This window comes from Sinanaerobacter chloroacetimidivorans (assembly GCF_018128545.1).
Taxonomy (GTDB): domain Bacteria; phylum Bacillota; class Clostridia; order Peptostreptococcales; family Anaerovoracaceae; genus Sinanaerobacter; species Sinanaerobacter chloroacetimidivorans.
In genome coordinates this window covers 1-25,362 of record NZ_JAGSND010000007.1, presented here as the reverse complement: position 1 = coordinate 25,362, position 25,362 = coordinate 1, and the positions used below count along the sequence as shown (strand labels likewise).

General features: G+C 47.1%; 25 protein-coding genes. 9 read left to right on the top strand and 16 right to left on the bottom strand.

The features are described from left to right. The first annotated feature begins 129 nt into the window (after positions 1-129). The 9 genes from KCX82_RS11335 (at position 130) to KCX82_RS11300 (ending at position 9,061) form a co-directional block, all read left to right on the top strand. Positions 130-903, top strand: coding sequence for a lysylphosphatidylglycerol synthase transmembrane domain-containing protein (locus KCX82_RS11335; RefSeq protein ID WP_264373260.1), 774 nt, complete (start codon positions 130-132; stop codon positions 901-903). Continuing rightward, on the top strand, positions 900-1,130 hold the full coding sequence (locus KCX82_RS22970) for a lysylphosphatidylglycerol synthase domain-containing protein (protein WP_319633349.1): 231 nt from the start codon (positions 900-902) through the stop codon (positions 1,128-1,130). The genes KCX82_RS11335 and KCX82_RS22970 overlap by 4 nt, the downstream gene beginning before the upstream one ends. Before the next feature lie 4 nt (positions 1,131-1,134). Further along, positions 1,135-3,378 carry a glycosyltransferase gene (locus tag KCX82_RS11330; RefSeq protein WP_227018583.1) on the top strand — a complete coding sequence of 748 codons (2,244 nt, stop codon included), beginning with the start codon at positions 1,135-1,137 and terminating at the stop codon, positions 3,376-3,378. Then, entirely contained in the window at positions 3,371-4,024 is a 654-nt protein-coding gene (locus KCX82_RS11325) for a lysophospholipid acyltransferase family protein (RefSeq protein WP_227018582.1), read from the top strand. Before KCX82_RS11330 ends, KCX82_RS11325 begins: the two co-directional genes overlap by 8 nt. Further along, the gene (locus KCX82_RS11320) at positions 3,999-5,192 is read left to right on the top strand and encodes an MFS transporter (RefSeq protein WP_227018581.1); all 1,194 of its coding nucleotides are present in this window, start codon (positions 3,999-4,001) and stop codon (positions 5,190-5,192) included. The genes KCX82_RS11325 and KCX82_RS11320 overlap by 26 nt, the downstream gene beginning before the upstream one ends. Positions 5,193-5,227: 35 nt before the next feature. After that, entirely contained in the window at positions 5,228-5,722 is a 495-nt protein-coding gene (locus KCX82_RS11315; RefSeq protein ID WP_227018580.1) for a DUF2127 domain-containing protein, read from the top strand. 139 nt (positions 5,723-5,861) lie between these two features. Next, entirely contained in the window at positions 5,862-6,554 is a 693-nt protein-coding gene (locus tag KCX82_RS11310) for a response regulator transcription factor (RefSeq protein WP_227018579.1), read from the top strand. A 1-nt stretch (position 6,555) separates the two neighbouring features. Then, positions 6,556-7,908 carry a sensor histidine kinase gene (locus KCX82_RS11305; protein ID WP_227018578.1) on the top strand — a complete coding sequence of 451 codons (1,353 nt, stop codon included), beginning with the start codon at positions 6,556-6,558 and terminating at the stop codon, positions 7,906-7,908. A 229-nt stretch (positions 7,909-8,137) separates the two neighbouring features. After that, positions 8,138-9,061: a S66 peptidase family protein gene (locus tag KCX82_RS11300; RefSeq protein ID WP_227018577.1), complete on the top strand. Its 924-nt coding sequence runs from the start codon at positions 8,138-8,140 to the stop codon at positions 9,059-9,061. A gap of 215 nt (positions 9,062-9,276) precedes the next feature. On the opposite strand, the gene KCX82_RS11295 is transcribed toward KCX82_RS11300, so the two are convergent. The 16 genes from KCX82_RS11295 to KCX82_RS11220 all read right to left on the bottom strand — a co-directional run. Next, on the bottom strand, positions 9,277-9,546 hold the full coding sequence (locus KCX82_RS11295; RefSeq protein ID WP_227018576.1) for a helix-turn-helix domain-containing protein: 270 nt from the start codon (positions 9,544-9,546) through the stop codon (positions 9,277-9,279). Positions 9,547-9,557: 11 nt separating this feature from the next. Next, positions 9,558-11,375, bottom strand: coding sequence for a VirD4-like conjugal transfer protein, CD1115 family (locus KCX82_RS11290; protein ID WP_227018575.1), 1,818 nt, complete (start codon positions 11,373-11,375; stop codon positions 9,558-9,560). 14 nt (positions 11,376-11,389) lie between these two features. Continuing rightward, entirely contained in the window at positions 11,390-12,811 is a 1,422-nt protein-coding gene (locus KCX82_RS11285) for a DUF3991 and toprim domain-containing protein (protein ID WP_227018574.1), read from the bottom strand. A 50-nt stretch (positions 12,812-12,861) separates the two neighbouring features. Then, positions 12,862-15,705 carry a MobP3 family relaxase gene (gene mobP3 / locus KCX82_RS11280; protein WP_227018573.1) on the bottom strand — a complete coding sequence of 948 codons (2,844 nt, stop codon included), beginning with the start codon at positions 15,703-15,705 and terminating at the stop codon, positions 12,862-12,864. Then, complete coding sequence (locus tag KCX82_RS11275; RefSeq protein ID WP_227018572.1) at positions 15,705-16,121, bottom strand: hypothetical protein; 417 nt, start codon at positions 16,119-16,121, stop codon at positions 15,705-15,707. The genes mobP3 and KCX82_RS11275 overlap by 1 nt, the downstream gene beginning before the upstream one ends. A 379-nt stretch (positions 16,122-16,500) precedes the next feature. Then, a complete protein-coding gene (locus KCX82_RS11270; RefSeq protein ID WP_227018571.1) occupies positions 16,501-16,995 on the bottom strand; it encodes a hypothetical protein in 495 nt (164 codons plus the stop codon). Positions 16,996-17,155: 160 nt separating this feature from the next. Then, positions 17,156-17,818, bottom strand: a complete 663-nt coding sequence (locus KCX82_RS11265; protein ID WP_227018570.1) for a hypothetical protein — start codon at positions 17,816-17,818, stop codon at positions 17,156-17,158. A 55-nt stretch (positions 17,819-17,873) separates the two neighbouring features. Then, positions 17,874-18,086 (bottom strand): DUF6103 family protein, encoded by a 213-nt coding sequence (locus tag KCX82_RS11260; RefSeq protein WP_227018569.1) that lies wholly within the window; start codon positions 18,084-18,086, stop codon positions 17,874-17,876. 13 nt (positions 18,087-18,099) lie between these two features. After that, on the bottom strand, positions 18,100-18,495 hold the full coding sequence (locus KCX82_RS11255) for a hypothetical protein (protein ID WP_227018568.1): 396 nt from the start codon (positions 18,493-18,495) through the stop codon (positions 18,100-18,102). A gap of 155 nt (positions 18,496-18,650) precedes the next feature. Further along, entirely contained in the window at positions 18,651-19,034 is a 384-nt protein-coding gene (locus KCX82_RS11250) for a DUF6103 family protein (protein WP_227018567.1), read from the bottom strand. 47 nt (positions 19,035-19,081) lie between these two features. Further along, positions 19,082-19,729 carry a hypothetical protein gene (locus KCX82_RS11245; RefSeq protein ID WP_227018566.1) on the bottom strand — a complete coding sequence of 216 codons (648 nt, stop codon included), beginning with the start codon at positions 19,727-19,729 and terminating at the stop codon, positions 19,082-19,084. 75 nt (positions 19,730-19,804) lie between these two features. Beyond that, complete coding sequence (locus tag KCX82_RS11240) at positions 19,805-20,893, bottom strand: M23 family metallopeptidase (protein ID WP_227018565.1); 1,089 nt, start codon at positions 20,891-20,893, stop codon at positions 19,805-19,807. A gap of 20 nt (positions 20,894-20,913) precedes the next feature. After that, positions 20,914-22,737 carry a VirB4 family type IV secretion system protein gene (locus KCX82_RS11235; RefSeq protein WP_465250651.1) on the bottom strand — a complete coding sequence of 608 codons (1,824 nt, stop codon included), beginning with the start codon at positions 22,735-22,737 and terminating at the stop codon, positions 20,914-20,916. Next, positions 22,730-23,317 carry a hypothetical protein gene (locus KCX82_RS11230; protein ID WP_227018564.1) on the bottom strand — a complete coding sequence of 196 codons (588 nt, stop codon included), beginning with the start codon at positions 23,315-23,317 and terminating at the stop codon, positions 22,730-22,732. Before KCX82_RS11230 ends, KCX82_RS11235 begins: the two co-directional genes overlap by 8 nt. Before the next feature lies 1 nt (position 23,318). After that, positions 23,319-23,612, bottom strand: a complete 294-nt coding sequence (locus KCX82_RS11225) for a hypothetical protein (RefSeq protein WP_465250650.1) — start codon at positions 23,610-23,612, stop codon at positions 23,319-23,321. A 2-nt stretch (positions 23,613-23,614) separates the two neighbouring features. Then, on the bottom strand, positions 23,615-25,362 hold a 1,748-nt coding region (locus KCX82_RS11220; RefSeq protein WP_227018563.1), incomplete at its 5' end, for a DNA cytosine methyltransferase.

Below are 25,362 nucleotides of genomic sequence, written 5' to 3'. Positions count from 1 at the left end.
TTGTTTCATGATGGCCGAGAATAGTTTTAAGCGCAAAAGTAGCGTTACTTAAGAAAAAAAGGCAGGTTCTGTATGAAATCAATTAGTATAAAAATTAAATACTTAATATTTTTGGTAATATTTATAGCGATGTCGTATCTGTCGTTGATTGCGGTATACCACATCGCAAGTGATAAATCATCCTTTTTATCTTTAGGCATTTTCTCAAAAGAACTATTTGTGCAGATTGCAATATTGTTGCCGATCTATTTCATCGCAGATACCTTAAGGTTTTACTATACTTTGAAAGCGATTAATGTGAACGTACCGTTTAAATTTATCATCAGTCTGGCTTTTATCAATATTTTTGTGTCCAATATCACACCGGCTGCAACCGGCGGAGGCTTCGCACAAATTTATTTTTTAAATAAAGCGAGAGTACCGATAGGAGCTGCAACAGCAGGTTCTTCTATAAGAACGGCACTTCCTTTAATTTTCTTTATGGTTTTAGCGCCGATCATATTAATTTTTGATCGGAATATTGAACGGTTGTTTCCAAACAGAAATGTTCTGGTTTATATGGGTGTAGTGCTGGTGTTGGCTGCATTTGGGATTATTTTCATTTATAAGCTTATAAAAAAGCCTGAATCAATCATCCTTACCATTCAAAAATTGATATCATTTTTTAACAGGAAAGAGTCGGCAAACAACAGGACCTCGAAAAAGCTTGATAAATTAGCCGTCGAAATAAAAGGCTTTTCCGAGCATTTACAGATGTACCTCCATGGCAACAGAAAATACGTATTTCTCTCAATTGGGTTTACATTGCTGTTCCTTTTTACCCTATTTCTGTTCCCAGTATTGCTGATCCGGGATCTGAACCCTTCCGCATCTGCAATAGAAATCTTTCTTCACAAATCGTGATAACGGCAGTAATGTATTTTGCGCCTACTCCGGGCGCGTCAGGTGTGGCAGAAGCGGCGTTTACGTTTTTATTTTCGGGTTATGTAAATCACAGCGACATTGTTTCTTTAACTTTTACCTGGAGACTATTTACAATTTATATTGGGGTTATCATTGGAATGATCATCTTTTATGGGAAACTGTTCAGAAATCATGATAAAATTGAAGTAAACAAATTGGGAGGATAGTATTTTGGACAAAAAATCATTAAAAAGACTCATTTACACTATTGGCATTATCATTATTGCCTTGCTATCCTATAAGATCTATTTAATCTCCAGTGAATCCAACTTTCATGAAAGCAATTATAAAAACATGAAAATGATTCAAAACGGAGAACAAAAGGCTTCCTATTCGTTTGCTATTGTTGGATCAATAAAGAATTCAATTGACGTATTTCAGGATAAGATGATCAATGACATTAACGCAGATAAGAGCATTGGTTTCGTTATTTCAACCGGAAATTCAGTACTCGATGGAACCGAAGACAAATACCGAATCTTAAATAAATCGCTAAGCAAGCTTACCGTTCCGTATCTGATGGGTTTGGGAGAAAGTGAGATCTCGGACGGCGGAGGCGAAAGGTTTTATAAGCACTTTGGACCTTTCTACTATTCGTTTGTGTATGACGACAGTTATTTTATCTTCATTGATACTACAGGCATGACCTCTGCCGACTGGCAAAAGGATTGGATCGTAAATGAGTTGGTCAAAGCGGATAATTACAGCCGAAAGTTCGTATTCATGAATGACTCGCCGGTTGAGCCAGGCAACCAGGATTTGTTTGCCGACAGCAATTATATTAAAAAAGAGGGCTTCAGAAGTTTTCTTAAGACACAATTCTCAAAGCATAAGGTAACGGGCGTATTTACGAATGGATCTACAGATTATGAGAAAAAAGTTATAGATGGCGTTTCGTATTATCTTAGCGGAGGAGCCGGAGGGGTATTGCTGGATGATTCCACAAACAGCAGTTATCACTATTTAAAGGTAGATGTCACCGGTGATAAAGTAGTCGTCGAGCCCCAAGCAGTATCACTCAATGCAACGCATTCAATAACAAGAAGGATCGAGAGCCTTTGGATCTTTATCCATTCGATTTTTTATGCTCAGTTTATCAACATCCTCCTGCTGATGTTCGGTGTTCTCCTGTTATTCTTGGTGCTTTACAGAAAAGTCTCTAAGGAAGTCCATTATTACAGGAACTTTACCGGTTCCGGAAAAGCTCCTGTACCGGATGGTAAATTGAATATAGCAATGTTCACAAACAACTATTTCCCGTTTCTCGGAGGAGTTCCTGTTTCCATAAGAAGACTTGCTATTGCCTTGCGGAACAGGGGAAACAGCGTAGTGATCTTTGCGCCTCAATATCCGGGAGCGGTTGAAGCGGAGGAAGGCGTTGTTCGTTGCAAGCTGCTGAATTACAGAAAGACCAACAAATTTGATTTCGCGATCGCAAATATCTATTCCCCTGATATCAACAGGGAATTTATAAAAAACAAATATGACGTCATTCACGTTCATCATCCCTTCTGGATGGGAAAAAGGGGACTAAAGCTGGGACTGAAATATGATATCCCTGTGGTTCTGACCTATCACACCCGTCTTGAAATGTATTCTGAAAATCTGCCGATTTTTAAAATGGTATTTAAAAACATTCTGTCTCACAGGATGACCAGAAAATTTGCTCAAAAGTGTGATGCCGTCATAGCGCCGACTCTTTCAGTCAAAGAATATCTGGTAAATGTAGGTGTAAGCCGGCAGAAGCTTGTTCTGCCTACCGGAATCGATTTTGAAAAATATAATGTTATTGATGATGATTTCATTAATAATATAAGGCTTTCTCAAGCCCCGAATGGTGAAACCCTGCTGTGTTCCGTTTCCAGACTGGCCGTAGAAAAGAATATCAATTTTTTAATTCGGGGGCTGAAATACGTAAAAGAAAATACCGATGTCAGATTTAAATGCATGATTATCGGAAACGGACCGGAAAGAGAGAACATAAAGAACTTAGTCGATGAGTATTCACTATCTGATGACATTTTATTGATTGGTTCGGTAGATCCGGAAAAAATCGCCGGATATTACCTGGCTTCAGACCTTTTCGTTTTCAGCTCTGTATCCGAAACACAGGGGATGGTTCTTCTGGAGGCTATGGCAGGGAAATGCCCGGTAGCCTGCATTCGATCGAGCGGAACAGATGATGTGATCAAAGACGGATATAACGGCTATAAAACGCCGATGGAAATTGAAGCCTGGGCGGAGAAAGTAATCTGTCTCCTTGAAAATAAAAATGAACTCGAGACGATGGGCTCCAATGCACTCTTATATGCTCAGAACTATTCAATGGAAAAGATGGCGGAGAGAGTCGAGTCATTTTATAAAAAAACAATCCAGACCAGAAATGAACAGCCACGGGAGAGCAAGGATGCTTAAAAAAATTTGGGGAAAGATTGCAGTTTATCTTCTTGTGGGATATATTAATTTTGTGTATCGTACAAGCAAAATTATTATCTACGGCGATAAAGAAGTTCTGACTCAGGAAAACAGAGAAAAAGTGATTGCTTTATTTTGGCACGGAGATACGTATTGCCTATATCCAGCATTAAAGGGTTCGAAATTGTACGTTGCCGTTACGAGGGATCGACGGGGTGACTACATAGCGGGGATCTGCAACTATTTCGGATATCATACGATCCGGATTCCGGATACCTCTGATGGCGGTAATTACTTATTCAAAATCAGAGATATTGTTAATAATAAGGACGTATCAAATCTGGCAATTTCCTTAGACGGACCGCTTGGACCGTATCATGTCCCGAAGGACTTTTCATTCGTCACGGCTCTTCTGACGAAAAGGAAACTAATGCCGGTTGCGATAAGCGTGAAAAGAAAAATTGAATTCCGAAAAAGATGGGATAACTATAAATTGCCGCTGCCTTTTAATGAAATCATTCTTGGTTTTCACGAACCGATTGAAGTGAGCTCAGCAGATAAAGCCGAAAGATTTGAATCAATTAAAAGAAGGGTCAAAATGCTAATGGAGGATCAAAGTATTGAAAAAGAGCAAAGTTTTCTCTAATATAGTATTGTTGGGGCTTGTCAGCATGTTTGTCGATATGAGCACCGAAATGGTTTATCCTCTGGTGCCTCTATACCTTACCGCCACGCTTGGGGCGTCACCCGCAATCGTAGGTGTTATTGAAGGACTTGCCGAAAGCATTGCATCACTTCTCAAGGTCTTCAGCGGTTATATTGGAGACGTATATCACAATAAAAAACGTCTTGCATTCGCAGGATATTCGGCATCCGTTATCTACAAAATATTTCTTCTTCTGGCTGCGTCATGGCCCGGCGTTTTAGTAGCCAGAGTAATTGACCGCACGGGAAAAGGCATTCGAACCGCTCCGCGCGACGCGCTTGTAGCGCAGTCCAGTGATGTGAAAAAGCTTGGCGGTTCGTTCGGGTTGCATAAAATGCTGGATATGGCCGGATCATCACTCGGCGCTTTGTTTGCTTATATTTTTGTGGCGACTAACTTTGGGTTTCACAAGGCATTCCTATTTTCTATCATTCCTGCAGTTATCGGAGTTTTGATCATTTTTGCCGTCAGGGAAGATAAAAACAGAGAAACGGTATGTGAAAAGCTCACACTTAAGGGGTTAAAGTTTGATGGTAAGCTGAAAGTGTATCTCGCCGTTATCTTTATTTTCTGCCTTGGGAATTCATCCAACACATTCTTGCTGCTGAAAGCACAGGAAAGAGGATTTTCAGCAGCGCAGGTCATTTTGTTGTATCTGATTTTTAATGTGTCCGCTTCCGTGCTTGCCATCCCGTCAGGCAAGTTGTCCGATAGATTCGGGAGAAGTAAGATCCTTGTGCCGGGATACCTGATCTACGGACTTGTTTATCTCGGATTTTCATTTCTGTCGGAGAAACCTGCCATCGTGATCCTGTTTATTGCGTATGGCGCATACAACGCTTTTATCAGCGGTGCAGAACGGGCGTTTATCGTAGAAAACTCTCCGCCTGGCCTCAAGGGGACTATACTCGGACTTTACGGTATGCTTCAGGGCATTGGTCTGCTCCTGTCTTCCATTATTGCCGGTCTGTTGTGGGACCATATCAATTCCGACTCGCCGTTTTTATTCGGAGGAATCATTGGCATTCTATCTGCCATAATAATTTTACTTATTTTAGATAAAGATAATTTGATCAAGTTTTTCCGGAAGACAGTGAAAGGCGCTTAGAACGAAGAAAGGACGTGTATTTGCGGAAAACTTCTATGAAAGATAATGTCAATAAACAGAAAGCCAATGAAATCATTCATGTAGGCTTTGAAATAGGGCTTCTTCTAAAGGGAATTCACGGTTTGCTGGAGATCATCGGTAGTGTTTTTTTGTTATTTCTTACTCCCAACAGACTGAATTTGCTGACTCGTTTTTTGACAAAACATGAGCTGTCGGAAGATCCACGGGATATAGTAGCAAATTATCTATTGCATGTAAGCGGCAGCTTTTCGATCAGTACGCAACATTTTGCCGTATTCTATCTAATGTCACATGGCGTTATAAAGTGCATCCTGATTCACTTATTGTGGAAAAAGAAGCTGTGGGCTTATCCGCTTGCCATCCTTGTTTTAATAATATTTATTGCTTACCAGATATATCGTTATACATTAACTCAGTCCGCATTTTTAATATTGCTTAGTATATTTGATATTATAATGATTGCACTAACCTATTTGGAATATAAAAGAATCAAGAATAAATCGCACTGAAAGCCTTTCATGATATTTAAACTCTGTCATGCGCTGATTTTATTGAGCACGAATCAATAAACGACTGTAGTAATTAACTGTGAACAATCTTCGTAAAGTAAGATAGAATTCTCTCATAATCAGTAGTTCGGAGGTTAATATGAAAAAAAGTATTTTAATAGTTGAAGATGAAGTTCAGATTGCAAAAGTCCTTAAGCTCGAACTTGAATACGAAGGATTTGAGACCGCTTTAGCGTATGATGGAGACTCTGGTCTTGAAATGATGCTGCAATCTAATTTTGATTTGATTTTATTAGATCTTATGTTGCCAAAACTAAGCGGTTCCGAAGTTTTACGAAGGTATAGAAAGGTTAACAACCATACCCCCGTCATCCTTTTGACGGCACGTAATGCGACGATGGATAAGGTTTTCGGATTAGACCTGGGGGCAGATGATTATATTACAAAGCCTTACGAAACAGAAGAATTATTGGCGCGTGTTCGTGCCGCGGTTCGTCATAATGAATTATTGGAAAAGCGGAATGCATCAAGTGAGCATGATCCGATCATTACGGTAGGTGAGATAACGGTCGATACGGTCTCCAGAGAAGTGACGAAGGCCGGTACAACCTTCCAATTGACACAGAAAGAGTATGAACTGTTGGTTTACTTAATAGACCATAAAAACAGAGTGGTTACGCGCGATAACATTTTGACAAATGTATGGGGTTATGAATATGAGGGGGACACGAATGTAATTGACGTCTACATTCGACACCTCAGAAAGAAACTGGATGATCCGACTTTCATCCTATCAATCCGTGGTGTTGGGTATACATTGAAGGAGAAATAGAATGAGAATCACTACGAAAATTAATTTGCTTACAACCGCTTGGATAGTTGGGTTGCTAGTTGTTATAAATATTATTGTTTTCTTTTTATTTATGGAAACTATGATTCATATGGAGCAAAATAACATCTTTGATAAGGCTGACCAAATAACAAAAGAAATAGAGAAAGACCAAATTTCTAATGACCTTGATAAGATATTAAATAATTCATTAGTCGAGGATTCTTTCATCCGGATCATCCTTCCGGGTAATAGAGTTATGACTGAGGTAACAAATGATAAAATACTGTCTCAAAAGATCAAGGCTAAATATGTAAATACGAAAAATATTAAAACCCGTGTCATAGCAGGGCAAAAAGGAGAGGTGCAGGTATTGGTCGCCAATGTGCCTATTCGGCTTGGGAATCAGGGCGTCATCTGCTTGCAGATTTCAGAACGCCTTCTGGGGCTGGAACTAAGAAGGGAGATTCTTCGAGTTATATTAATATCCAGCACTATCTTTGCAGCGGTTCTATCGCTGATTGGCGGAAGATGGTTAAGCAATCTTATCATGAAGCCTGTTTTCAACATGATTTCTACAATGGATAGAATTGAAAAAAGCGGTTCAATGGTGAAAATCGATATGCAAAAGGATACAAAAGACGAACTGTATACTATGGTCATGACTTTTAATAAAATGATCGACAGGCTTCAGGGGAATATGGAAAAACAAAAGCAATTTGTTTCGGATGCATCTCATGAATTTAAAACACCGTTGACAGTGATAAAAAGTTACGCTAATCTGCTGCAAAGACAAGGATTTCAAGATGAAATTATGGCTAGAGATGCAGTTCAGACTATACACTTAGAGACAACTAGAATTCAGAAAATGACCGAGGCATTTCTTGATTTAGCGAATCTGGACAACTCTATCGTTCTAAATGAAACGGATCTCGTAGCGTTATGCCAAAGTACGGCAGATCAATTACAATCCGTTTATAAGCGTGAAATAAATCTGTCCTTCAGTTACTCACCGCTCATCGTTTCGGTTGATGAATTAAGAATCAAACAAGTTATTGTTATATTGCTGGATAATGCATTGAAATATAGCGCCGATAAAATTGACTGTTTTATAGAAAAGAATGATGAAAATATTATTATTGGCATTAAAGACTACGGTATCGGAATTCCACAAGAGGAACTTGGGAATATCTTTGAGCGATTCTACCGCGTTGATAAGGCAAGAAACAGAGAAACCGGCGGCTCCGGATTAGGCTTACATATTGCCGAATCAATTGTGAAATTGCATAATGGTAAAATTGAAATTACAAGTAATGAGGGTTCTGGAACATTAGCAAGAATTATTTTACCTATATAGGGGGGCTAAATTTAGAATTTAGTTGGTTCCAAAGTTTCGTGTAAACCTCTTGGTTGATGTAAGATATACATCAGCGAGGAGGTTTTTACATCTATTTTAATCAGTGTGTGCATCCGGTCAAGAATACAGGAATTAATATTAAATGGTTCTAGCATGATTATGCAATTTTTCATCAATTAACATCTGAAATAGTTGATTCATATAATACAAGTGATTGGAAGTGATTATTATGACAACACGACCACCAATTTTAAATATTGGGGATTCTATTGGAATTGTCACGCTTGGGAGCCCTCTGGATCCCACTGAAATAGATGATCGGATCGCTTTTTTGAAAAACCTTGGATTTAATGTTGTTTTAGGTCATTATGTTTATGCGAGCAACGGCTATCTGGCAGGAACCGACCAGCAAAGGGCATCTGATTTGATGAGCATGTATAAAAATACCAATGTAAAAGCAATTTTACCGACAAGAGGTGGAGTAGGAGTCGAAGGGATATTACCATACCTTGATTATTCCTTTATTGCAAATAATCCAAAAATAATTTCAGGTTATAGCGATATAACCATTTTGTTAAACGTTTTATACCAATTTACCAACCAAATAACCTTTCATAGCCTATTGCTGCTTGACTTTAGAGATAGCACACCTGCATATAACTTTGAGCAATACTTTAATACCACATCAACAATGTTTTCACCCAGACAAATCTCAAATCCACCCGACATGCTGACCATTAGCAGAGTTCCAGGCAATGTTACAGGACCTTTGGTTGGAGGCAATCTAACATCGTTTGTTGGTTCACTTGGTACACCTTATGATATTAACACCAAAGGAAAAATCCTCTTGATTGAAGAGACCCATGAGCCTGTCAACACTGTGTACAGATATATTAATCAACTGAAGACAGCGGGTAAATTCAATGATTGCATTGGTATCGTAATGGGTGAATGTACCAACTGTACAGATGAATATGGGAAGTCTTATGAAGACTTGATTTCAGAGGTAATGGTTCCACTAGGAAAACCTTTATTAACAAATATCGCATCTGGACACGGCAAGTATAAAGCTGCTATACCAATTGGTGCAATGGTCAACCTCAATACAATTAATAATACATTGACAGTGTTAGAACCAACGGTGAGTAAATAGTTGCGTTATCTTACAGGTAATGCAAAGCGTTCCAATTTCTTTGAGATGAAAGTATGCACTAATTACATGTTATTGGCCACTAACATCTTCTTTTTCTGTGATAAGAATTCTTTAGAGTGGGAGGTTCTTGGCGGTTCACCATGAACCGACACTCGGTTCAGCAAAAAGTCGCAGGGTTCCCTTGGCGGAAGCTGATCTTATTTACTTATGCGAGTCTATTGCTTTTTTAAAATAAACCGATTGGAGGTGCGGCTCCCGTTCTCGCGATAGCGGGCTTCCTTTTCGATCAGCCCAGCTTTGACAAGATCGTGCAGGGCACGTTTGACGGTGCTGCGGGAAAGTTGCAGATCAGCGGCGATGGTGTTCACAGCAGGCCAACAGTCCGGTCCCTTTCCTGCACGATCCTTCAGATACATATAGACGGTTCTCGCCCGGTGAGGAAACTCATCGGGTGAGGCGGCATAGATGGAGTTGAAATAACTCATGGCATTTCTCCTTACGTTCTGAGTATGGACCTGCGGCGTGATGCGCCATCGGGAGCTTCTTCCACAGGGGTGTGGAGTGCTCCGGTGCCTCCGGGCATTTCTCGATCTTCCGTATCATCACCCGGCATGGTGAAACAGGACAGGTGTTTGCGGACGATATTTTCCTCCAAAGTAAGTTTATCGGCATAGATAACCTTGCGGTTGCTTTTTTCAGGCACGGCATAAACTCCATTGAAAGTAATACCCCAATCAAGAAACAGACGAAGCTTGGTGCGCATTGGATGAGCGCCTGTTTTCATGACCACAAAATTCCCTTTGGGAATGGACTTCAATTCGTCAGCCGTCATGAGGGGGCGCTCCATCATTTGAAGGGATTGGCTGGGATCGTTCCTTCCCCTGCTGATGCTTCCGCTCATAACGGTGCGGCTGCCCATCGCCTTGGAGAGCACCTCGGCGGTCTGACTGTTGGGTGCAAAGCCGCCGAAGATGACGTCCTGGCAATTATCAACAATAATTTCAGCCCCCTCTTTGCCATAGTTTTTCTGAAGCTGACCGAACGATTGTATGATCGGCACCATGGAGAGGTGACGTGAACGCGAGGCTGAAAAAATCAGCTCAAGTGACTCGATGGCGGGGAGTGTTCCCAACTCGTCGCAATAAAACATCACGCGATTTTTAAGCTTCCCGCCGTTTTCATCCGCTACGGCAAGGATCTCGCGGTAGAGCTGCTGAATCATCAGGCTGACCATGAAATATTTGGTTAAGTCTTCCTCCGGCAGCACGATAAACAGTGCGGATTTTTCATTGCAGAATTTTTCCGCATCGAGGACGGTATCGAAGCATAGGATCTGCTCCATCTCACTGTCGAGGAAGGCGTTGAGCCTAGAGAGTACGGTAGAGAGTACCGATGCCATGGCCTGTTCGGCAGAATTAAGGGCGGCGCCGGCGAACCAGCGGGCCTTGTGGTTGTTGGGCAGATTATCCATGAGCAACTGGAACTGACTCTTGCCCTTAACACGGCTCGGAGCCATCAAATCCTGCACCAATTTAAACACACTGATGATGTGGCGGCAGTCTGTTTTCTCCCCCTCACTCTCCGAGGGAGGCAGATACTCCGCCACGAGAAGAATTACCGCCGTAAGCAGGCCCTCGGCGGCATCATAGAAAAACTGATTTTGGCCGTAGTTCTCGCCGCTTGCGTTGATGATGGTCTTGGCAATAATTTTTGCATATTTCTCAGCCTTGGCCTTTGCCGTTAAATTGCTGTTGTCCGCGAGGTAACGATCCATGTAGGTATTGACCAAATGCAGCATATTGTTTCCGTCTGAGCGGGTGGGGTTCCGCAGATCGATCACGGCTACATGATAACCGTAGTAATCCTTTGCGATGGCCCCATAATTGCGAAATAGATCGCCTTTGGTGTCGGTCGTCAAAAAACTCATACCTGAAGCGCAGGCGTATTCCAGATTGGGATACAGGAAAAAGGCCGTTTTACCCACGCCGGATGCGCCGATCATCAGACAGTGGACATCATCGGTATCCACCAGCGCCGTAATGCTGTTATTCTTTCCTTTGCTTCCGAGGATGATGCCCTGCGCGGTCGGAAGACTTTCGCCCTTTCGCCAGAGCTTCGGCTGAAAGGGAATATGCTCATAGGTGGTTCGAATTTCTTTTTCTGCCGCAAAGCGGGCGGTGCCATGTTGGCCGTCGCCTACCGTATGGCTCTTGATACCGTTTAAGGTATAGTAATGAGCCAGCAGCGACAGCCCGCCGATGACGGTAAACATGATGGCTGCCGCTCCGATCAGAATTGATACCTGGGATTGCAATTCGATTCCCTCCTTTACTGCATGGATAATTTCATTTCCTGTTTTTGCTCTTGTTTTTGCAGGTGTTGCTCTATTAGGATCACTGACTTCAAGCAGTGGGCGGCGATGCTTTCAAATCGTTCCGCTAAATCATCTTTTTCTCCCGAGGTGAGCACACGGTCGAAGCTCCGAAGGGCTATGATGTCTGCCTCCAGCAAATCCAGCCGCGCCTTGATCTTTCTCCGGTTTTCATAAGTTTTGAATCCGTACTGCAACCGGGCCTGCACTGTGGCATGGTCCCTGCTGTGATCCATCTGGCGGTATTCCTTTGCGGCGGTATTCACTGCGCGGCAGAGCATATCCCACAAACAGTCCTCCGCCTGTAAAAAACGCCCCCCATGCAGATGGGCGCGGGTCGTAGCCAAGAGCGCGGAAAAGGCATCCGGGGAACAGTCGGCTTGACTATCTTGCATCCCCTCGCCAAGGCCTGCGCAGATCACTTCGCAGAGCAGGCGCTGAGGATGTTCCTCGGCAGGAATGGCGGGAAAGCCATGAGCCGCCTTGATATCTTCATTCCAGTCCTTTTGAGCGGACAGCTCCTGTTCGCAGAGGATTCCCCATCCTGTGAGCATGTCGAAATATTTTTCTGAGGCTTCGATTCCTTCGGCGTCATGGTCAAGGCACAGAACCACACGATTGATGTTCGGATGCAGTTCCAGCAGCCTAGTCATGGCGTACTCAGAAAGTCCGCAGAGTGCTACATAACTATGCTTTTCCCAATCCTGCGGGCGCAGGGTGATGTAGGACAGCAGATCAATCGGGGCTTCGAACACATAGAGGGCATTGCCCGTGCCGATATAGTGAAAGTTGTAAGCGGGATCACTGCCATCCACATTGCCCTTGAAGCCGGCGCCCTTTGTATAGAGTCCGCGTTTATGAGCATGGCGCGGAATGCCGTGCTCATCAAAACCCACGAATATGGCGTTGTGATATTCTTTCTTGCCGTCCTTTGATTTTTCACAGCTTTCGTAGAGAAGTTTCTCTTTTATAAAAGTGCTGACCACCACGTGGTCCAGGAGCCGTGTTTTAACCAGATAAGCATAGACACGGCGCATATCGCTGTGGGCCGCGGGCAGAGCGAACGGCTTCTTTGGTTCCACCTGCGTTTCTTCTGCCGATCGGTAAACTTCGCCCTGTTCGCCGCTCAGCAGCATGGTCACAGCCTCCGGATAGGACAGGTGATAAAACTGCTGGACAAAGTCGATGGCATACCCACCGTATTCCAAGGAATGATCATACCATTCGTTTCCATGGATGGTGATGCTGCGATCAGATGCAATGCGCTTTTCCCGGCCGCTGGGGAGCAGCTTTTCACTGCGCTTCTGGAGAAAATCTACAAGATCTACGTTGTTGGCGCGAAGCTTTTGTTCCTCTGTGAAATGAATGTAAACGCCCATATGGCACCTCCTTTTCGTTTCTTAGCAGATCCACGAGGGGTCGCCAAAAATTACAGACTCATGGCCGATTCGTGATCACCTCTGGCGTGGCCTGTGCCGCACTTCTTCTCGTTCAGCTTCAATCTGCGCTTTCTGTCGATCTTCAGGCCGGGCGGTTTCAGGAGAGGCGCGTTGTCTGAAAAGATGCGACTCAAATGATGCAGCAACCGGGTTCCCGCCAGAAGCACAGACGGTTCCTTAAAATCATCCATATGGTCGAGGAAAAATTGGGCATAAAGATTCCCCTGGGTTGCCGACAGGGTAAACCACCGAAAAGCAGCCTCCTTATCCTTCGGAACATCCTTCCCCGTCAGGTACAGCTTGCCGAGGAGATACTGCGCGTACTGATTTCCCTGCTGCGCGGCCGCAATCAGATATCGCCGCGCCTCCTCCATATCCTTCGGGATATCCTCGCCGGTAAGATAAATCTTGCCCAGGTGGTACTGCGCAAACTGGTTGCCCTTTCCGGCAGCACGTTTCAGGTATTCTAATGCCGCAGCCACATCCTTTGGAACATCCTCTCCCTTTAGATAAAGAATGCCCAGGGCGCATTCGGCATACTGGTTTCCCTTTTCTGCGGCAAAACGGAACCAGCACAGTGCCTCTTCCACATCCCTCAGGATGTCATCACCGCGGAGGTAGAGCTTGCCGAGAAAATATGCAGCATAGGGATTTTCTGCCTCTGCCGCCTGACGAAGATAATTAAGCGCCTTTTTTACATCGTCCGGGCTGGCGCCGTCTTCGGACAGGATCAACCGAGCAAGCTGATAGCCGGCGAAAAGGTTTCCTACACCAGCCGACTTCTCCAGATACTCATTTGCCTGCGGAATATTCTTTTCCGTACCAACGCCGTTTAAGAGCATCCAGCCGAGACGGTACTGGAGCATATCGTCATGACTCTGGGATTCCAGAGAAGTAAAGCCGTCGAATGCTTCCTGGAAGCGCTGCTCCGAACGAGCGCTGTTTGTCCTGCAGCCGATCCCGTCCCGCAGCATTTTACCAAGCTCGAAGCTGGCGTAGGGAAATCTCTGGTTTGCCGCACTTAAATAGAGAGAAAATGCATTCTCATGATCCTGCTCTTCACCTTTGCCGTGGTAATAAAGGCCGGCGAGTGAGTATTGGGCATATTTGTATTTTTTATTGGCGGACAGAGTCAGCCAGTCCGCGGCCTTCTCATAGTCCTGCTCCGTACCAAGCCCCGCGGCATACATTTTCCCGATGCGGTACTCGGTATACTTCCAAGGCTTTTCTAGCTCTGCCATGTAAAATCCGTCAAGGGCCCTTTCATACCACTTCCAGGATTCCTCCGCGTTTGCTTCGCAGCCAAGGCCGTCCGCACACATTCTGCCGAGATCGTACATGGCGAGTGGATTGTCCCTTTCCGCCTCGGATAAAAACAGAACGCGAGCCTCCTTAAAATCACGCGGGATTTCGTCTTCCTCATCCCCAAACAGATATTGCTTTGCCAGTAAATATTCATCTGTCCACCAGGAGTCAGAGGGCTCATGCCGAGACGCCTGTTTTCTGAAATCACCCATCGGATCAAGGACCTCACCTTCCGGAAGGACATCGCCCTGACCATCATCGTCAAGTTCCGGTTTCGGCTCACTCTCCGAATCCAATTCATTTTCTGGCTCCGGGTCATCTGACAGATCCGGTTCCGGCTCATCTGCTGACGTCGGTGCCGGCAGGATCGTATCAACCGATACCGGTTCTTCAAAGGTCAGAGTCCCATCACTGATGTGCATGGCTTCCTGAATAACCATGTTTCGGATCGGTTTAAAATCCGCACAGCGGGAGAGTGGAAATAGATCGGTCGGCGTCTCGGTATAGACTGCCTCAATCCTCCCTCTGGTTTCCCACCAGAAACGATAGGCTTCTGACACCCTGCTATCCCTTGCCAGTTCGTCTACGATCTCATCAACAACATTTTTCAGCTCGGGTCGAAGATAGCCGTACTGCTTTTTGCCGGAGACGTCACGGAGCTGGTCTGCAAGGTAGGAGATGAGCTGTTCCAGCCGGTCGCTCTGTAAGATTCCATTCTTCATCTGTCGGATCAGCTCACGCATCGTTTCGACAGCCTGCTCTTTCAACTCTTCCCGCTGCCGAGTCTTTTCTTCATAGAGCGGAATAAGCTCCTGCCTGAAAATCTCCTGTGCCAGAGAGGACTTCATCTTTTGGATACCCTGTTTTGTAAGATAGCCCTCGCCGGGGTCGGTGCTGTAGCAAATCATATGAATATGAGGGTGGTGGGATTCGTTATGAAAGGCAGCATACCATTTCAAGTGGTCAGGGTGAATTTTCAGGTTCTCTGCAAGTTCCGGCGCTTTGGAGGAAAGCAGCGCCTTCCATGATTGGGCGCTGTCGAAACCCATCTGTGCCGCATCCTCCCTGCGCAGGGAAACGATCGGCGTCCATACGTTTCCGGTATGCGCCGATACTTCCTCTGCGACTTGTGCGAGGATAAGAGGGGCATCCCCTCCGGTGAACAGACCGTGAGTATCAAGCTTTTCGACACGTGGGCGGTTTGCAATGTAATCCAGATATTTTTCACGGCCGCCGATCTTATCGAGGTTCTGCTCCAGTGCGATAGTAATAAATTCCGAAGCGTTTTCCCGGTTAGGCTGAACGAGATAGTCCTCATATTCAAACTGTTCCTTGCTTTCGGGAAATTCTTGGAGAATTTGAGAAATCAGTTTCTGCTGTTTTTTCGTAGAATGCCAGTGCTCATGGCCGCTCTTGATCTTCTCCACGCCCTCGCGGGTGGCAATGTATTTGACGAGGTGGCCTAAGTGAGAGGCGGTCTTTTTACTGCCGCCCTTGAGATAGGGACACTTGAGAATGATGCGTGCCATTATTCTTCGTCATCCGGGCCGTTCTGGAATTGTACCGCGTCATCCAGCCGGATTCTCCCCTTGGTCCTTTTTACCTCGACGACGCAGCGCCCTCGCAGTCTGCGCAGTTCTTCGTCCGTGATGTGAAGCGTGGTTGCCAACAGATGCATCATCATGCTGATCTCCACCGAGAGCCGGAAGAGATTCCCTGCTACCCGATCTTCCGTTTTCTGTAAGGTTCCCTGAATCGACGAAAGCAAGGCTTTGGAAAGATAGGAGGATGTGTCCTCGGTTCCAAGGTATCCCATGTAGAAGCAAAGGGCCTTCTCGACAAACTCACTGCGGCTTTTGCAGTTGTCCTTTTCAAGCCATCCGTCCATCCGGTCCATCGTCTCGGGATAGAGCCAGATGGCGGTTCTTTCCTTGTTGTTTTTCACTTCGATTCCTCCATTCCGCAGACAGCCACCTGTCAGGTGACCGCTCAAAAGCCTCTGGTCGCTTGGACTCCTTGGGATTCCGACCACCCTGACTGTGCCAAAGCCCGAATCCGACCACCTGAGCAGAAAACTAGAAAACGCCCAGCACTGCTGGGCGAAGTGGGCGGCGGGTAGTCGCCTGCGACCACCCGCCTTTATCCTGCTCTTTTTTCGACAGGGAGTTAATCCCCGCTTTTCTGCCTGACGCGCCAGTTTTATGTCTTTTTAGCTTTTCCAAAAGCCCGACACGGCGCTTCTGGCTGGCTTGGGGTACACGGATGCCACCCTGACCGGTAAAGCGGTACACAGGGGTAATACGGGGCAAGGATTGTTATCATTGTCAGCCAAGAGAGATCTGAGGTGACGGTGCTGCGGGATCAGTCATATCGACCTTATTACGATGAAGAATTTTGGTGTGAAAAATCCATTCCTCCATCCCTAGATATTCGGCTAGAAACTTGGTATTTTGCAAGATTTGCTCCCGTTTCTCCCGCGTGTCAAGTCGGACAGCCGTTTCAAAAAGTCCCCACACGCTCTGTATAATATCGGCGCTTCCGACGCATTGCAGGAGTTCATTTTGTGGAATCAATCTCTTCGCCTTTTCACCACGCACTATATGGCGTACCGCTTCGCGCTCCGCATCAATAATTTTCTTGCTTTGATCTAAGGCCTCCTGCGGTAACTCCCATGCCTCAGCTATCAGTGCGATGAGCGATTCCAGCTTTCTGACGTCCGGCTCGTCCGCATTGCCACCAAGAAATAATAAATTTACGGCCTCCAGTGTCAGCATCCCAATTAGTTCATTTGGTCCAAGTGATTTCGTTGCTTTGCTCATAAAAAATCCCTCCTTGTGAGTATTTTCAAGGCTTCAACCTCAAGCGACACAATAAAGCCCTCCGCCGTCAAAAGCAAGTGAAAAATCAAAAGCACGCGAAAAACTTTGAAGGGCACAGCCGCATAAAATGTAAGCCTTCCCCGGCATCCGGGTAAGGACTTCACATCTCCATGCTCATGGCGGCGGAGGCTTCCGTGATCTGTCTGCCGTCGAGGTAATCCAGAAAGATCCTCCACATGTCGTCGTTGCTGCAGTAGCTCTTGCGATAAGCATGATAAGCGGCAGTGATCACATCTTTGAGCCGGAAGCTTGCCCATCCTTCCAGATGATGGGCCGTATGGAACATCCCACAGTCGAGATCAATATCACAAAGGCTAGTGATGTTGTGACTTCCCTCAATACGTTCTCCCGCCAGCATACGGAATTTTTCCTCGCTGATCAGCGTGCCGTTACGCAGAAAGTATTCCGCAAAGGCGCTGTTTGGAGGGTCCATCTCCTGCCGCAGATAGCGTCGTGTCTGGTAAGCCACCTGCATGAAATTAAGGGCTTGGTTGCATTCGAGAAAGACAGTGGAACCCTTTTCCGTGATGCGGAAAACAGAAAAGCGGCGGAGTTCTGCTTCACGTTGCTCCGCTGCAAGGCGCTCGCTTTCTATCTGATTGTTGATGTCCACGCGCTCCTGTTCGGGTATCGTCTGACAATAAAGCTCTATAAGCCGTGCCTGCATCACCGTTTCGATATTCGTACCTCTCTCCGTCAGGATACGCTCAAGCGCGTCGCACTGATGCCGGTTTATCCGCAGTTCTATTGATGTGTCTCCCATATAAATCCTCCTTGTGGTATTTGGCTTCTGTCAAAAGCAGACCGCACCAAAGCTTCTATTTTACCTGGCGAGGCTGGGCGTTCCCTGCTCCGACATCTTCCGTTTCACCGATGTAATCCCGGACATTGACAGGCACATATTTCTCATACAGTTTATTCAATTGTTCCGCCAGCTCCTGTTCAAGGGAGACCCCTTTCCGGCTCATATACAGCTTGATTGCTTTAAGCTTTGCAGCATCAAAGCTGACGGTCACGGTATCCTGCTTCATTTTTTCACCCCCTTTACATGCTCATAACCATCCCCTGGCATTCCTCCACAGGTTTCAAAATTTCACGGACTCTTTCGGCACAAAACGCAAAGCAAGACAGATACCCCGCCGCATTCCCATGCCGCCGCATCGCCAGAAGATCGTCGGAAATGATGGCATATTCCAGGCAGGAAGCGCAGCCGAGTATACTTTTAAGACTGAGCTTTTCCGCTGCCTTTTGTGGAATTCTGTCTTTACTTTCCCACAGATACAAATAATTTTCATCCTCAAGATACAGGGCGAGAGCCTTCTTAGCCCCCGCCCTGATTGAGTCTGCATTTGCCATATAGTCGTCTGGAACCTCTGGTGGCGTATCCCGATGATATATTTCCGGGTAGTCGTCCACATCGTATTCCTCTTTGATTTTCATTTTGTAAACCAGGATATGTCTGCGGATGAGGTTTAAGTTAAACCCATCATACCAAAAGGGATCCGAGCCTCCATTTACATAACAATCCTCCCACCGCTTAAAACAATTTTCCAGATCATAGACGGGGTCCTTTGACAGCTTCTCCTTATTTCTTTTTACATGCTCATGGACATTCCCTGGTTGTTTTCTTCCGCTGGCTCCCCCGTCTGTACTTCTTTTAAAGGGGAGGCATCGCCCTGACTCTGCTCCCGTGACTGACGGCGATCTTCCCGTCTCTTTACGGGAGTGCTTCCCTGACCAGTCGCCTCCGCTTGCCTCGTTCCGAGTTTGCTGCCCTGCTGCTGCTCTGGGGTATCATTCCTGTTCAGATACCTTCTCATCGCGGTAGGAACATATTTCTCATACAGTTCATTTAGATGATCCTGCATAGCAGATTCGAGTGTGACTTTCTTTTCTTCCATAAAATAAGTCATCGCTTCCAGTTTCTTTTCGTCATAAGCAACGTTGATTTGAAGTTCTTTCTTGTTTTCTTTTTCCATTTTCATTTCCTCCTAGATCTTTTTCAATCACAGCATGCTGCGGCAGTTTATTCCGAGCAGGATTGCTCTAACTCCCGATTTGGTTCTGTCTCTCCCGCCACCCACATCTCATACTCTTCTATGGAGCAGTATCCAGCCAGCATATATGAGAATTCCTTAAGGCGGGATGCCTTAACTCCGGTCACTTCCATCTGCAAACCATATGAACCAGCATAAATCTGTTTGACCTTTGCATTGAGAATGTCCGCCCAGGCAGCCCTCCCGGATTCGGTGAGAGTGGTGTTTGACAGTTCAACAATGGTAGCAGGAAGCTGATCGATCTCATCATGGATCAGGTGAAGATCCTTCCATTCGCAAGCAAGCAAATCTCCAAGCCTCGGCAGATTGTTTTTTTCCACCCTGCTGTTCTGCTGTTGTGAAACCTCCAGATGAAAGGCCGTTTCCAACGCTTCCAGCTCGGAAAGCTCCGGCCGTTCCAGAAGCATTTCGTGAACGGCAGTTAAAATAGCATCGTTGAATTCCACATTGATGCCTGTCTCTTCACTGATTGTTTCGTAAGGAACGGTATATTCCGTCTGTCCTGATTCCATGGCGGTTTGAATGATATGCTCCACACAATCCGCCAGGTTTTTGCATAGGGATCTTAATGCCAGATACTCTGGCTGAGTCGGTTTCTCCTGATTCGTCTCAATCATGGCGTCATCCTCCTTCTTTTTCTCTGTTGTTTTCATGCGTGTTGTCATAATGGCCTGCCATCCCTTTCGACCTTTTCACGGGAGATAGTTTCTCGGATTCTGTTTTTCTCCGTCGATCCGCACCTCAAAATGCAAGTGAGGTCCCGTGGATCTGCCGGTGGAGCCAACCTCGGCAATGACCGTTCCCGCATCCACTTTCTGCCCCTCGGTGACGAAAAGCTTGGAACAATGAGCATACAGGGTAACGAAGCCGCCGCCGTGATCAATCATCACATGATAACCGTAGCCGCTTGTGGAATAGCGCACAACATAAACGGTACCGGGAAGCGCCGCATGGATAGGAGTCCCCTTGGGAGCGCCAAGGTCGATTCCTCCGTGCCCCGCACCCTTTCCGGTGAACGGATCTTTTCGGTAGCCGAACTCGGAAGTCACTAAGCTTTTCCAATCACTTCCCAGCGGAGAACAGAAACCATCCGCACCGATGAACGGCTCAGAGGAAAGGGGCAAGCTGTTCGACCATTGGTCAAACTCATCACCGTAGGTGGGAGCCGGTTTGCCGTAAAGCACACGATAATAGACTTCAGTAGCATTGGCTTGATTCTCAGCTGTAATCGTCATGCCCATCGCTGACGCGATGTTTGCGTATACCACAGGCAGTTCCCCGATGGGAACCGACATGGTGTAAGCTTCTTCGCTGGCCGTGCCGTCATTGCTCGTTACGGTGCGGGAACGCTCTTCATAGGCGACAAAGCACTCGGCAAATTTTCGATGCTCCAGCCGGGAGGGACTTTCCGCGCCGAAAAACAGAGAGTAAAAAATCGCTTTCAACCTCACCGAATCGAGGCTTTCGCCGTCCTCCATTTCCGCATTCAGGGCGGCAATGGAGCCGTCCAGCATAGTGAAGCTGCTCCGCATTTCTTCGATATAGCCGCGATAGCTTTCGGGAACATTACCCGAAATGACACCTCCATTAAAGCATAAATCTACCGCCGAATTGTTATGATCAGCGGTTCCGGAAAGCAGGCCACAGATAAGGACGATGACTAAAATGAGGGGCGACAAGACAGCGGCGATGATCCAGCCGATGGTCTTTCTGAGACGTTCATCCGACAGGGCCGTTACCGCCGCCTTGACCGCCAGCCCGATTGTTGCTGGATCAGCCATTGTTTTTCACCTTCTTCCTTTTATCTCCCTCCCGCCTTTCCAAACAGCTTCTCCTTATATGCCGGAGCATGGACCGCAAGGTTATACCGCTCGTTTCCACACTTGTACAGACACACACCGCGCTGGGGAAAACGAATAAGGTTGTATTCCGATTCTTCAAGCTGCAGGCTGTCGATATAAAACTGTTTGTCGATGTTGCCGGCGTTAAAAAGGAATGCGTGGGTGGGAATGGAAAACAAGGGTTTGGTCAGCTCTCGGATGCCCTCGATGTTGAAATCCTCAAGGTTCTGCGAACATAGAATCACGGAGGATTCTTTTTTACGGACACGCTTCATAAAGTTTCTGATGTATTCAATTGCCGTCAGGTTTGAGAGGAATAGATAGAGCTCATCGATGGAAGCGGTTGTGTTGCCCTCTGTCAGGAGCCTGTCCGACATGAAGGACAGCACATTGAATAGCAAGGCGTTTTTAACATTACGGCTGGCTTGCAACAAACCTTTGACGCCGAACACGATGAAGCGATCGGAGGTCACGTTGGTGCGGCCATTGAAGAATTTGCTCTCGGCGCCCTGGCACATGGAGTGCAGCCCCAGCAGGATTTCCTGTAAAAGCTCAGCTGTGTAAAGCTGACACTTTGCTGTGTCATAGTTCTTGTACTCATCCTCGATCAGAGTGTACAGATCGGAAAGGATGGGATACGAATCGGCAGTCAGCCTGTTGAAATTGGTTTGGTCACTGATGCCCCATTTTTCATAGAGCCTACCCAGCATAATTTCGATCACATCAATGTGGCGGTCGCAAAAATCCTTGTAGCACCTGAAAAAGTCCTTGAGAAAGGAAATGTGCTGGCTGAGCTTCGTGCGCTGACGGAAGGTCTGCGGCGCATTCTCGTCACCGGGGCTTCCGTCTTCGTCCCATGTTTTTGGTTCCAGGGGATTGATCATATACTGTCCGCGCATCAGATCAACGAAGCATCCGCCAAGGTTTTCGGCAAGCTCGACATACTCATGTTCGGGGTCGAGACAGATTACGTTCTTGCCGGATTCAAGGATGTTGCAAAGGATCAGTTTGAGCAAATGACTCTTGCCCTGGCCACTGTTGCCCAGAATCAGGATGTTCGCGTTGGTCTTGTCCTCATCCCGCTGATCGAAGTCCGCGATGACATTGCTCCCGAATTTGTCCCGCCCAAGGTAGAAGCCCTGGGCGTCGGTCTTGCCGCTGTAATTGAAAGGATAGAGGTTGGCGACGGAGCTGGCCGGCAGAACCCGCTCAAACTGACTGCCGAACACATTGTGTCCCGCCGGTCCCACAGTAAGAAAGCCCTCTCTCTGGCGAAGCAGCAGGCGGTCCACGTTGAGCTTACTTCGCACCAGCTCGGTCAGTACGTCAGTCTGAAGGAGCTTCAGTTCGTCCGGGTCGTGGGCCGTCAGCTCGATGTAGACGGCGCAGTGGAGGAGCGGCTCCCGGTTTCGATGCATGGAGGATACAAGCGTCACCACATCCTGCAGGTTGCTTTCCGCGGTGACGGTCTGCTGGAGGTCGTGGGTAGCGCTGCGGTTCATGCGGTTTTTGTTGGCAGCGTTATGGATGATCTTCTTTTCCTCGTTTGCCGTCACCTGCCGGGTATAGATGCGCAGCGTAACGCCGTCCTTTTCCCCAAGGTGCCGCAGGATCGCCTGCTCGGAGGTGCTGGTGGGGTACTCACGCAGTGCCCACACACAGCGGAATGTATTGCCGCATATGAAATGGTCCGTGCTGAATTTAATAATCCCAGGAGCTACCATGTCGAGGAAATCTTTGATTTTATCGTCCTCCACCGTTTCTTTTTTTCTGATTTTACTCACCGAGAATCACCCACCTTTCTCCGTCATAGTCCTCATATTTTTCAGTAGTGACGTTCTGTTCGTAGTAAACACCCAACAGCCGCTTGATATCCGCCTCGTCCGCTCTGCGTGCGGTAAACCCCTGATCCTTCAGGCTTTTTTCAATCCGGGAGAGGTATGGAAGAACGTCTGATTCCTTTTCGTCCCGCAGACGAATAATAATGAGAAATTCCCGCGCGGTCGCCATCTGAACCTGCATCCGATCCAGATTTGCCAAGTCCTGCTGGAGGAGCTTTCGGATGACAGGATTCTGCTCGGCTTCGATCCTCCGGCGCAGAAAGCTCTTATTGTCCTCGAAGTTCTCACGGGAGTTCAGACATAGCATTTCGATTTCAGCGATGCCTTTGAGGACGTTCATCAGCGCATAGATCCGTGCCGCGACGCTAATGTCGGACAGGACGCTGATGTTGGTCGGCTTGATGATAAAAAAAACCAGCCTTCCATGGCCGGTCACCAGGCTGTAATCGGTGATGCCCGCGATGCCCATGAGCTGGCGAGTGGACTGATTTTCTTTCGCCGCTCTTTTTTCTTTTCTGTTCATATCACGCCCTCCATTTATAAAGCTGCTGGTGCCCGATGAAGAATAAAAAGGCGCAGCGGATAAATTCAAGAATGCTGGTATCCTCGAAGCGGATGGACAAAAAGGCGTAGAGCGCCGTGAGAACGATAGGCAGCAGGAAGCCTAACTGCGTAAGGATGAAAACAGAAATCAGGCAGCCGATTCCGATAATCCCGATGTCCCGCAGCTCCCACAGCCACAATGTGGCCTTTGCCTTGAGGTTGTCCGGGTAGATATACATTGGAGATATCATATCGATTTCGATGTGCTTATTCACGGTCATTCACCTCTCGTTTCTGATAAAAAATACGCGATCCCCCGGAGGACAAAGTCTACGCAGGGAATCGCCACACTATTGCCCAGCGCCTTATATCGGGCGCTGTCCGACGCGCCGGGTATGTCAGTCCAGCCATCCGGGTAGCCCTGAAGCCGTTCGCATTCCAGCGGAGTCAGGCGGCGGATCAGCTTACGGCGTTTCATAACGCAATTGTCCTTGGACACAAACTGGTTGTTAACGCCCTTGCGACCGCTATAGCCGATAGTTCCGACCGTTTCCTGATAGGGTTGGCAGACGAGATCGGTGGCGTCCTTATGCTGCCGGGCGCTTTGCGTGGCGACCACGTCATTTTCAGAGAATTCGTCACTGCGCTGGCGGCTGTATACGGCATGCCGGTCGGCTCCGGTTAATGTATATGCGAGATCAGCCTGGCAGCCGAGACCGTTACCGCCGTTTTCCGGCTCCCGGTCAATGGTATTGCCGGAGATGCAGATGACTTCATCGGGTTGTGATATCAAAGGCTGGTTGTTTCCGCCTGTTCCATAACGGGCGGACATGGTGGGCGCTACCTCGTGAGGTCCGGTGTAGCGGCTGTCGATGCCGTGGTTTTCAAACAGTACAGGCTGATTGTTTCCTGAGGTTCCCGCCGCCGAGGTAATGGTTGGGCAGACACCCTCTCCGATTTCCGCGCCGCCCTGCTGGTTTGCCAGCACCAGAGGCTGGCTGTGCATCTGTGCCCGCAGTGTCCCTGAAATATCCTGTGAAACACTCATGCATTGATCACCCTGATCGTTGAGACAGAGAATGGCCGGCACCATGTTGGTGCCACTCTCAGATGCCTTCAACGTTGGTGAAAGATCTTCACTGTATCCGATGCCGCCTGCCGCGGGACCGGCGCCGGCGCAAAAGCTCGCTACGAAGGTCTGCTGCTTCATGCCGGGCTGTGCGGCCAGGGCTCCGGCGATGTTCTGAAGATCCCTCACCTCATCCCGTTGGTTTGCGGCAAAGGCTACGACTGCTTTTTCTTCTGTTTTGACGGATCCGTGTTCTCCGCCTTCACCGCTATAGCAAGCCGACCATGTCCCGCTGTTCTTAAATACGCGGCGGCTCTGTACATCCCACGGAGTCAGGCAAGCCCCGCCTGGGTCATCAAGGCATCCTTGAGTTGAGGCGGCAGCGCCTTGCCTCTGACCTCCGCTCTGCGCAGAATTCCCAAACAGGCTGTCCTGCTCAAATAATATTTGGGGTGCGGCCCGGCCTCCAAAATCCGCGACAAGGAAGATTCGACGGCGACGTTGGGCGACACCCCAGTATTGAGCATCCAGCACTCGCCAAGCCAGGCTGAATACATCTCCCAATACGATTGCCCCAGCAGATTGCCATGTCCCGTCGTCAGGTCGAGGCACATGACAGGCGCGGTCCTTAATTCGGACAATTTCTTCGAGGACCGCCCTGAAATCCTCGCCGTCTGCGCTGGAAAATGCTCCAGGGACGTTTTCCCAGACGAGGAATCGATGTCGGATAAGGTGATCTGATACTCCTCGCTGTTCATCGGCTTTTCTCATCTCCCTTGCGATTCTGACTTGGTCCATAAAAAGGCTGGAACGTTCCCCTGCAAGACCGGCGCGCTGTCCGGCGATAGAAAGATCCTGGTTATCCCGATATCGGGATAACCAGGATAATACCGAAGAAATAGTTATCCCGAAGAGTGGATTATTATAGTAGAAAAAAGATAGATAACACCTCACTT

What these genes read in the sequence shown, in the direction of transcription:
- KCX82_RS11335 (WP_264373260.1), top strand. Translation starts at nt 130, where the DNA reads ATGTCGTATCTGTCGTTGATTGCGGTATACCACATCGCAAGTGATAAA.
- KCX82_RS11325 (WP_227018582.1), top strand. Translation starts at nt 3,371, where the DNA reads ATGCTTAAAAAAATTTGGGGAAAGATTGCAGTTTATCTTCTTGTGGGA.
- KCX82_RS11315 (WP_227018580.1), top strand. Translation starts at nt 5,228, where the DNA reads ATGAAAGATAATGTCAATAAACAGAAAGCCAATGAAATCATTCATGTA.
- KCX82_RS11310 (WP_227018579.1), top strand. Translation starts at nt 5,862, where the DNA reads ATGAAAAAAAGTATTTTAATAGTTGAAGATGAAGTTCAGATTGCAAAA.
- KCX82_RS11305 (WP_227018578.1), top strand. Translation starts at nt 6,556, where the DNA reads ATGAGAATCACTACGAAAATTAATTTGCTTACAACCGCTTGGATAGTT.
- KCX82_RS11300 (WP_227018577.1), top strand. Translation starts at nt 8,138, where the DNA reads ATGACAACACGACCACCAATTTTAAATATTGGGGATTCTATTGGAATT.
- KCX82_RS11295 (WP_227018576.1), bottom strand. Translation starts at nt 9,546, where the DNA reads ATGAGTTATTTCAACTCCATCTATGCCGCCTCACCCGATGAGTTTCCT.
- KCX82_RS11285 (WP_227018574.1), bottom strand. Translation starts at nt 12,811, where the DNA reads ATGGGCGTTTACATTCATTTCACAGAGGAACAAAAGCTTCGCGCCAAC.
- mobP3 (WP_227018573.1), bottom strand. Translation starts at nt 15,705, where the DNA reads ATGGCACGCATCATTCTCAAGTGTCCCTATCTCAAGGGCGGCAGTAAA.
- KCX82_RS11270 (WP_227018571.1), bottom strand. Translation starts at nt 16,995, where the DNA reads ATGAGCAAAGCAACGAAATCACTTGGACCAAATGAACTAATTGGGATG.
- KCX82_RS11265 (WP_227018570.1), bottom strand. Translation starts at nt 17,818, where the DNA reads ATGGGAGACACATCAATAGAACTGCGGATAAACCGGCATCAGTGCGAC.
- KCX82_RS11260 (WP_227018569.1), bottom strand. Translation starts at nt 18,086, where the DNA reads ATGAAGCAGGATACCGTGACCGTCAGCTTTGATGCTGCAAAGCTTAAA.
- KCX82_RS11255 (WP_227018568.1), bottom strand. Translation starts at nt 18,495, where the DNA reads ATGAAAATCAAAGAGGAATACGATGTGGACGACTACCCGGAAATATAT.
- KCX82_RS11250 (WP_227018567.1), bottom strand. Translation starts at nt 19,034, where the DNA reads ATGGAAAAAGAAAACAAGAAAGAACTTCAAATCAACGTTGCTTATGAC.
- KCX82_RS11245 (WP_227018566.1), bottom strand. Translation starts at nt 19,729, where the DNA reads ATGATTGAGACGAATCAGGAGAAACCGACTCAGCCAGAGTATCTGGCA.
- KCX82_RS11240 (WP_227018565.1), bottom strand. Translation starts at nt 20,893, where the DNA reads ATGGCTGATCCAGCAACAATCGGGCTGGCGGTCAAGGCGGCGGTAACG.
- KCX82_RS11230 (WP_227018564.1), bottom strand. Translation starts at nt 23,317, where the DNA reads ATGAACAGAAAAGAAAAAAGAGCGGCGAAAGAAAATCAGTCCACTCGC.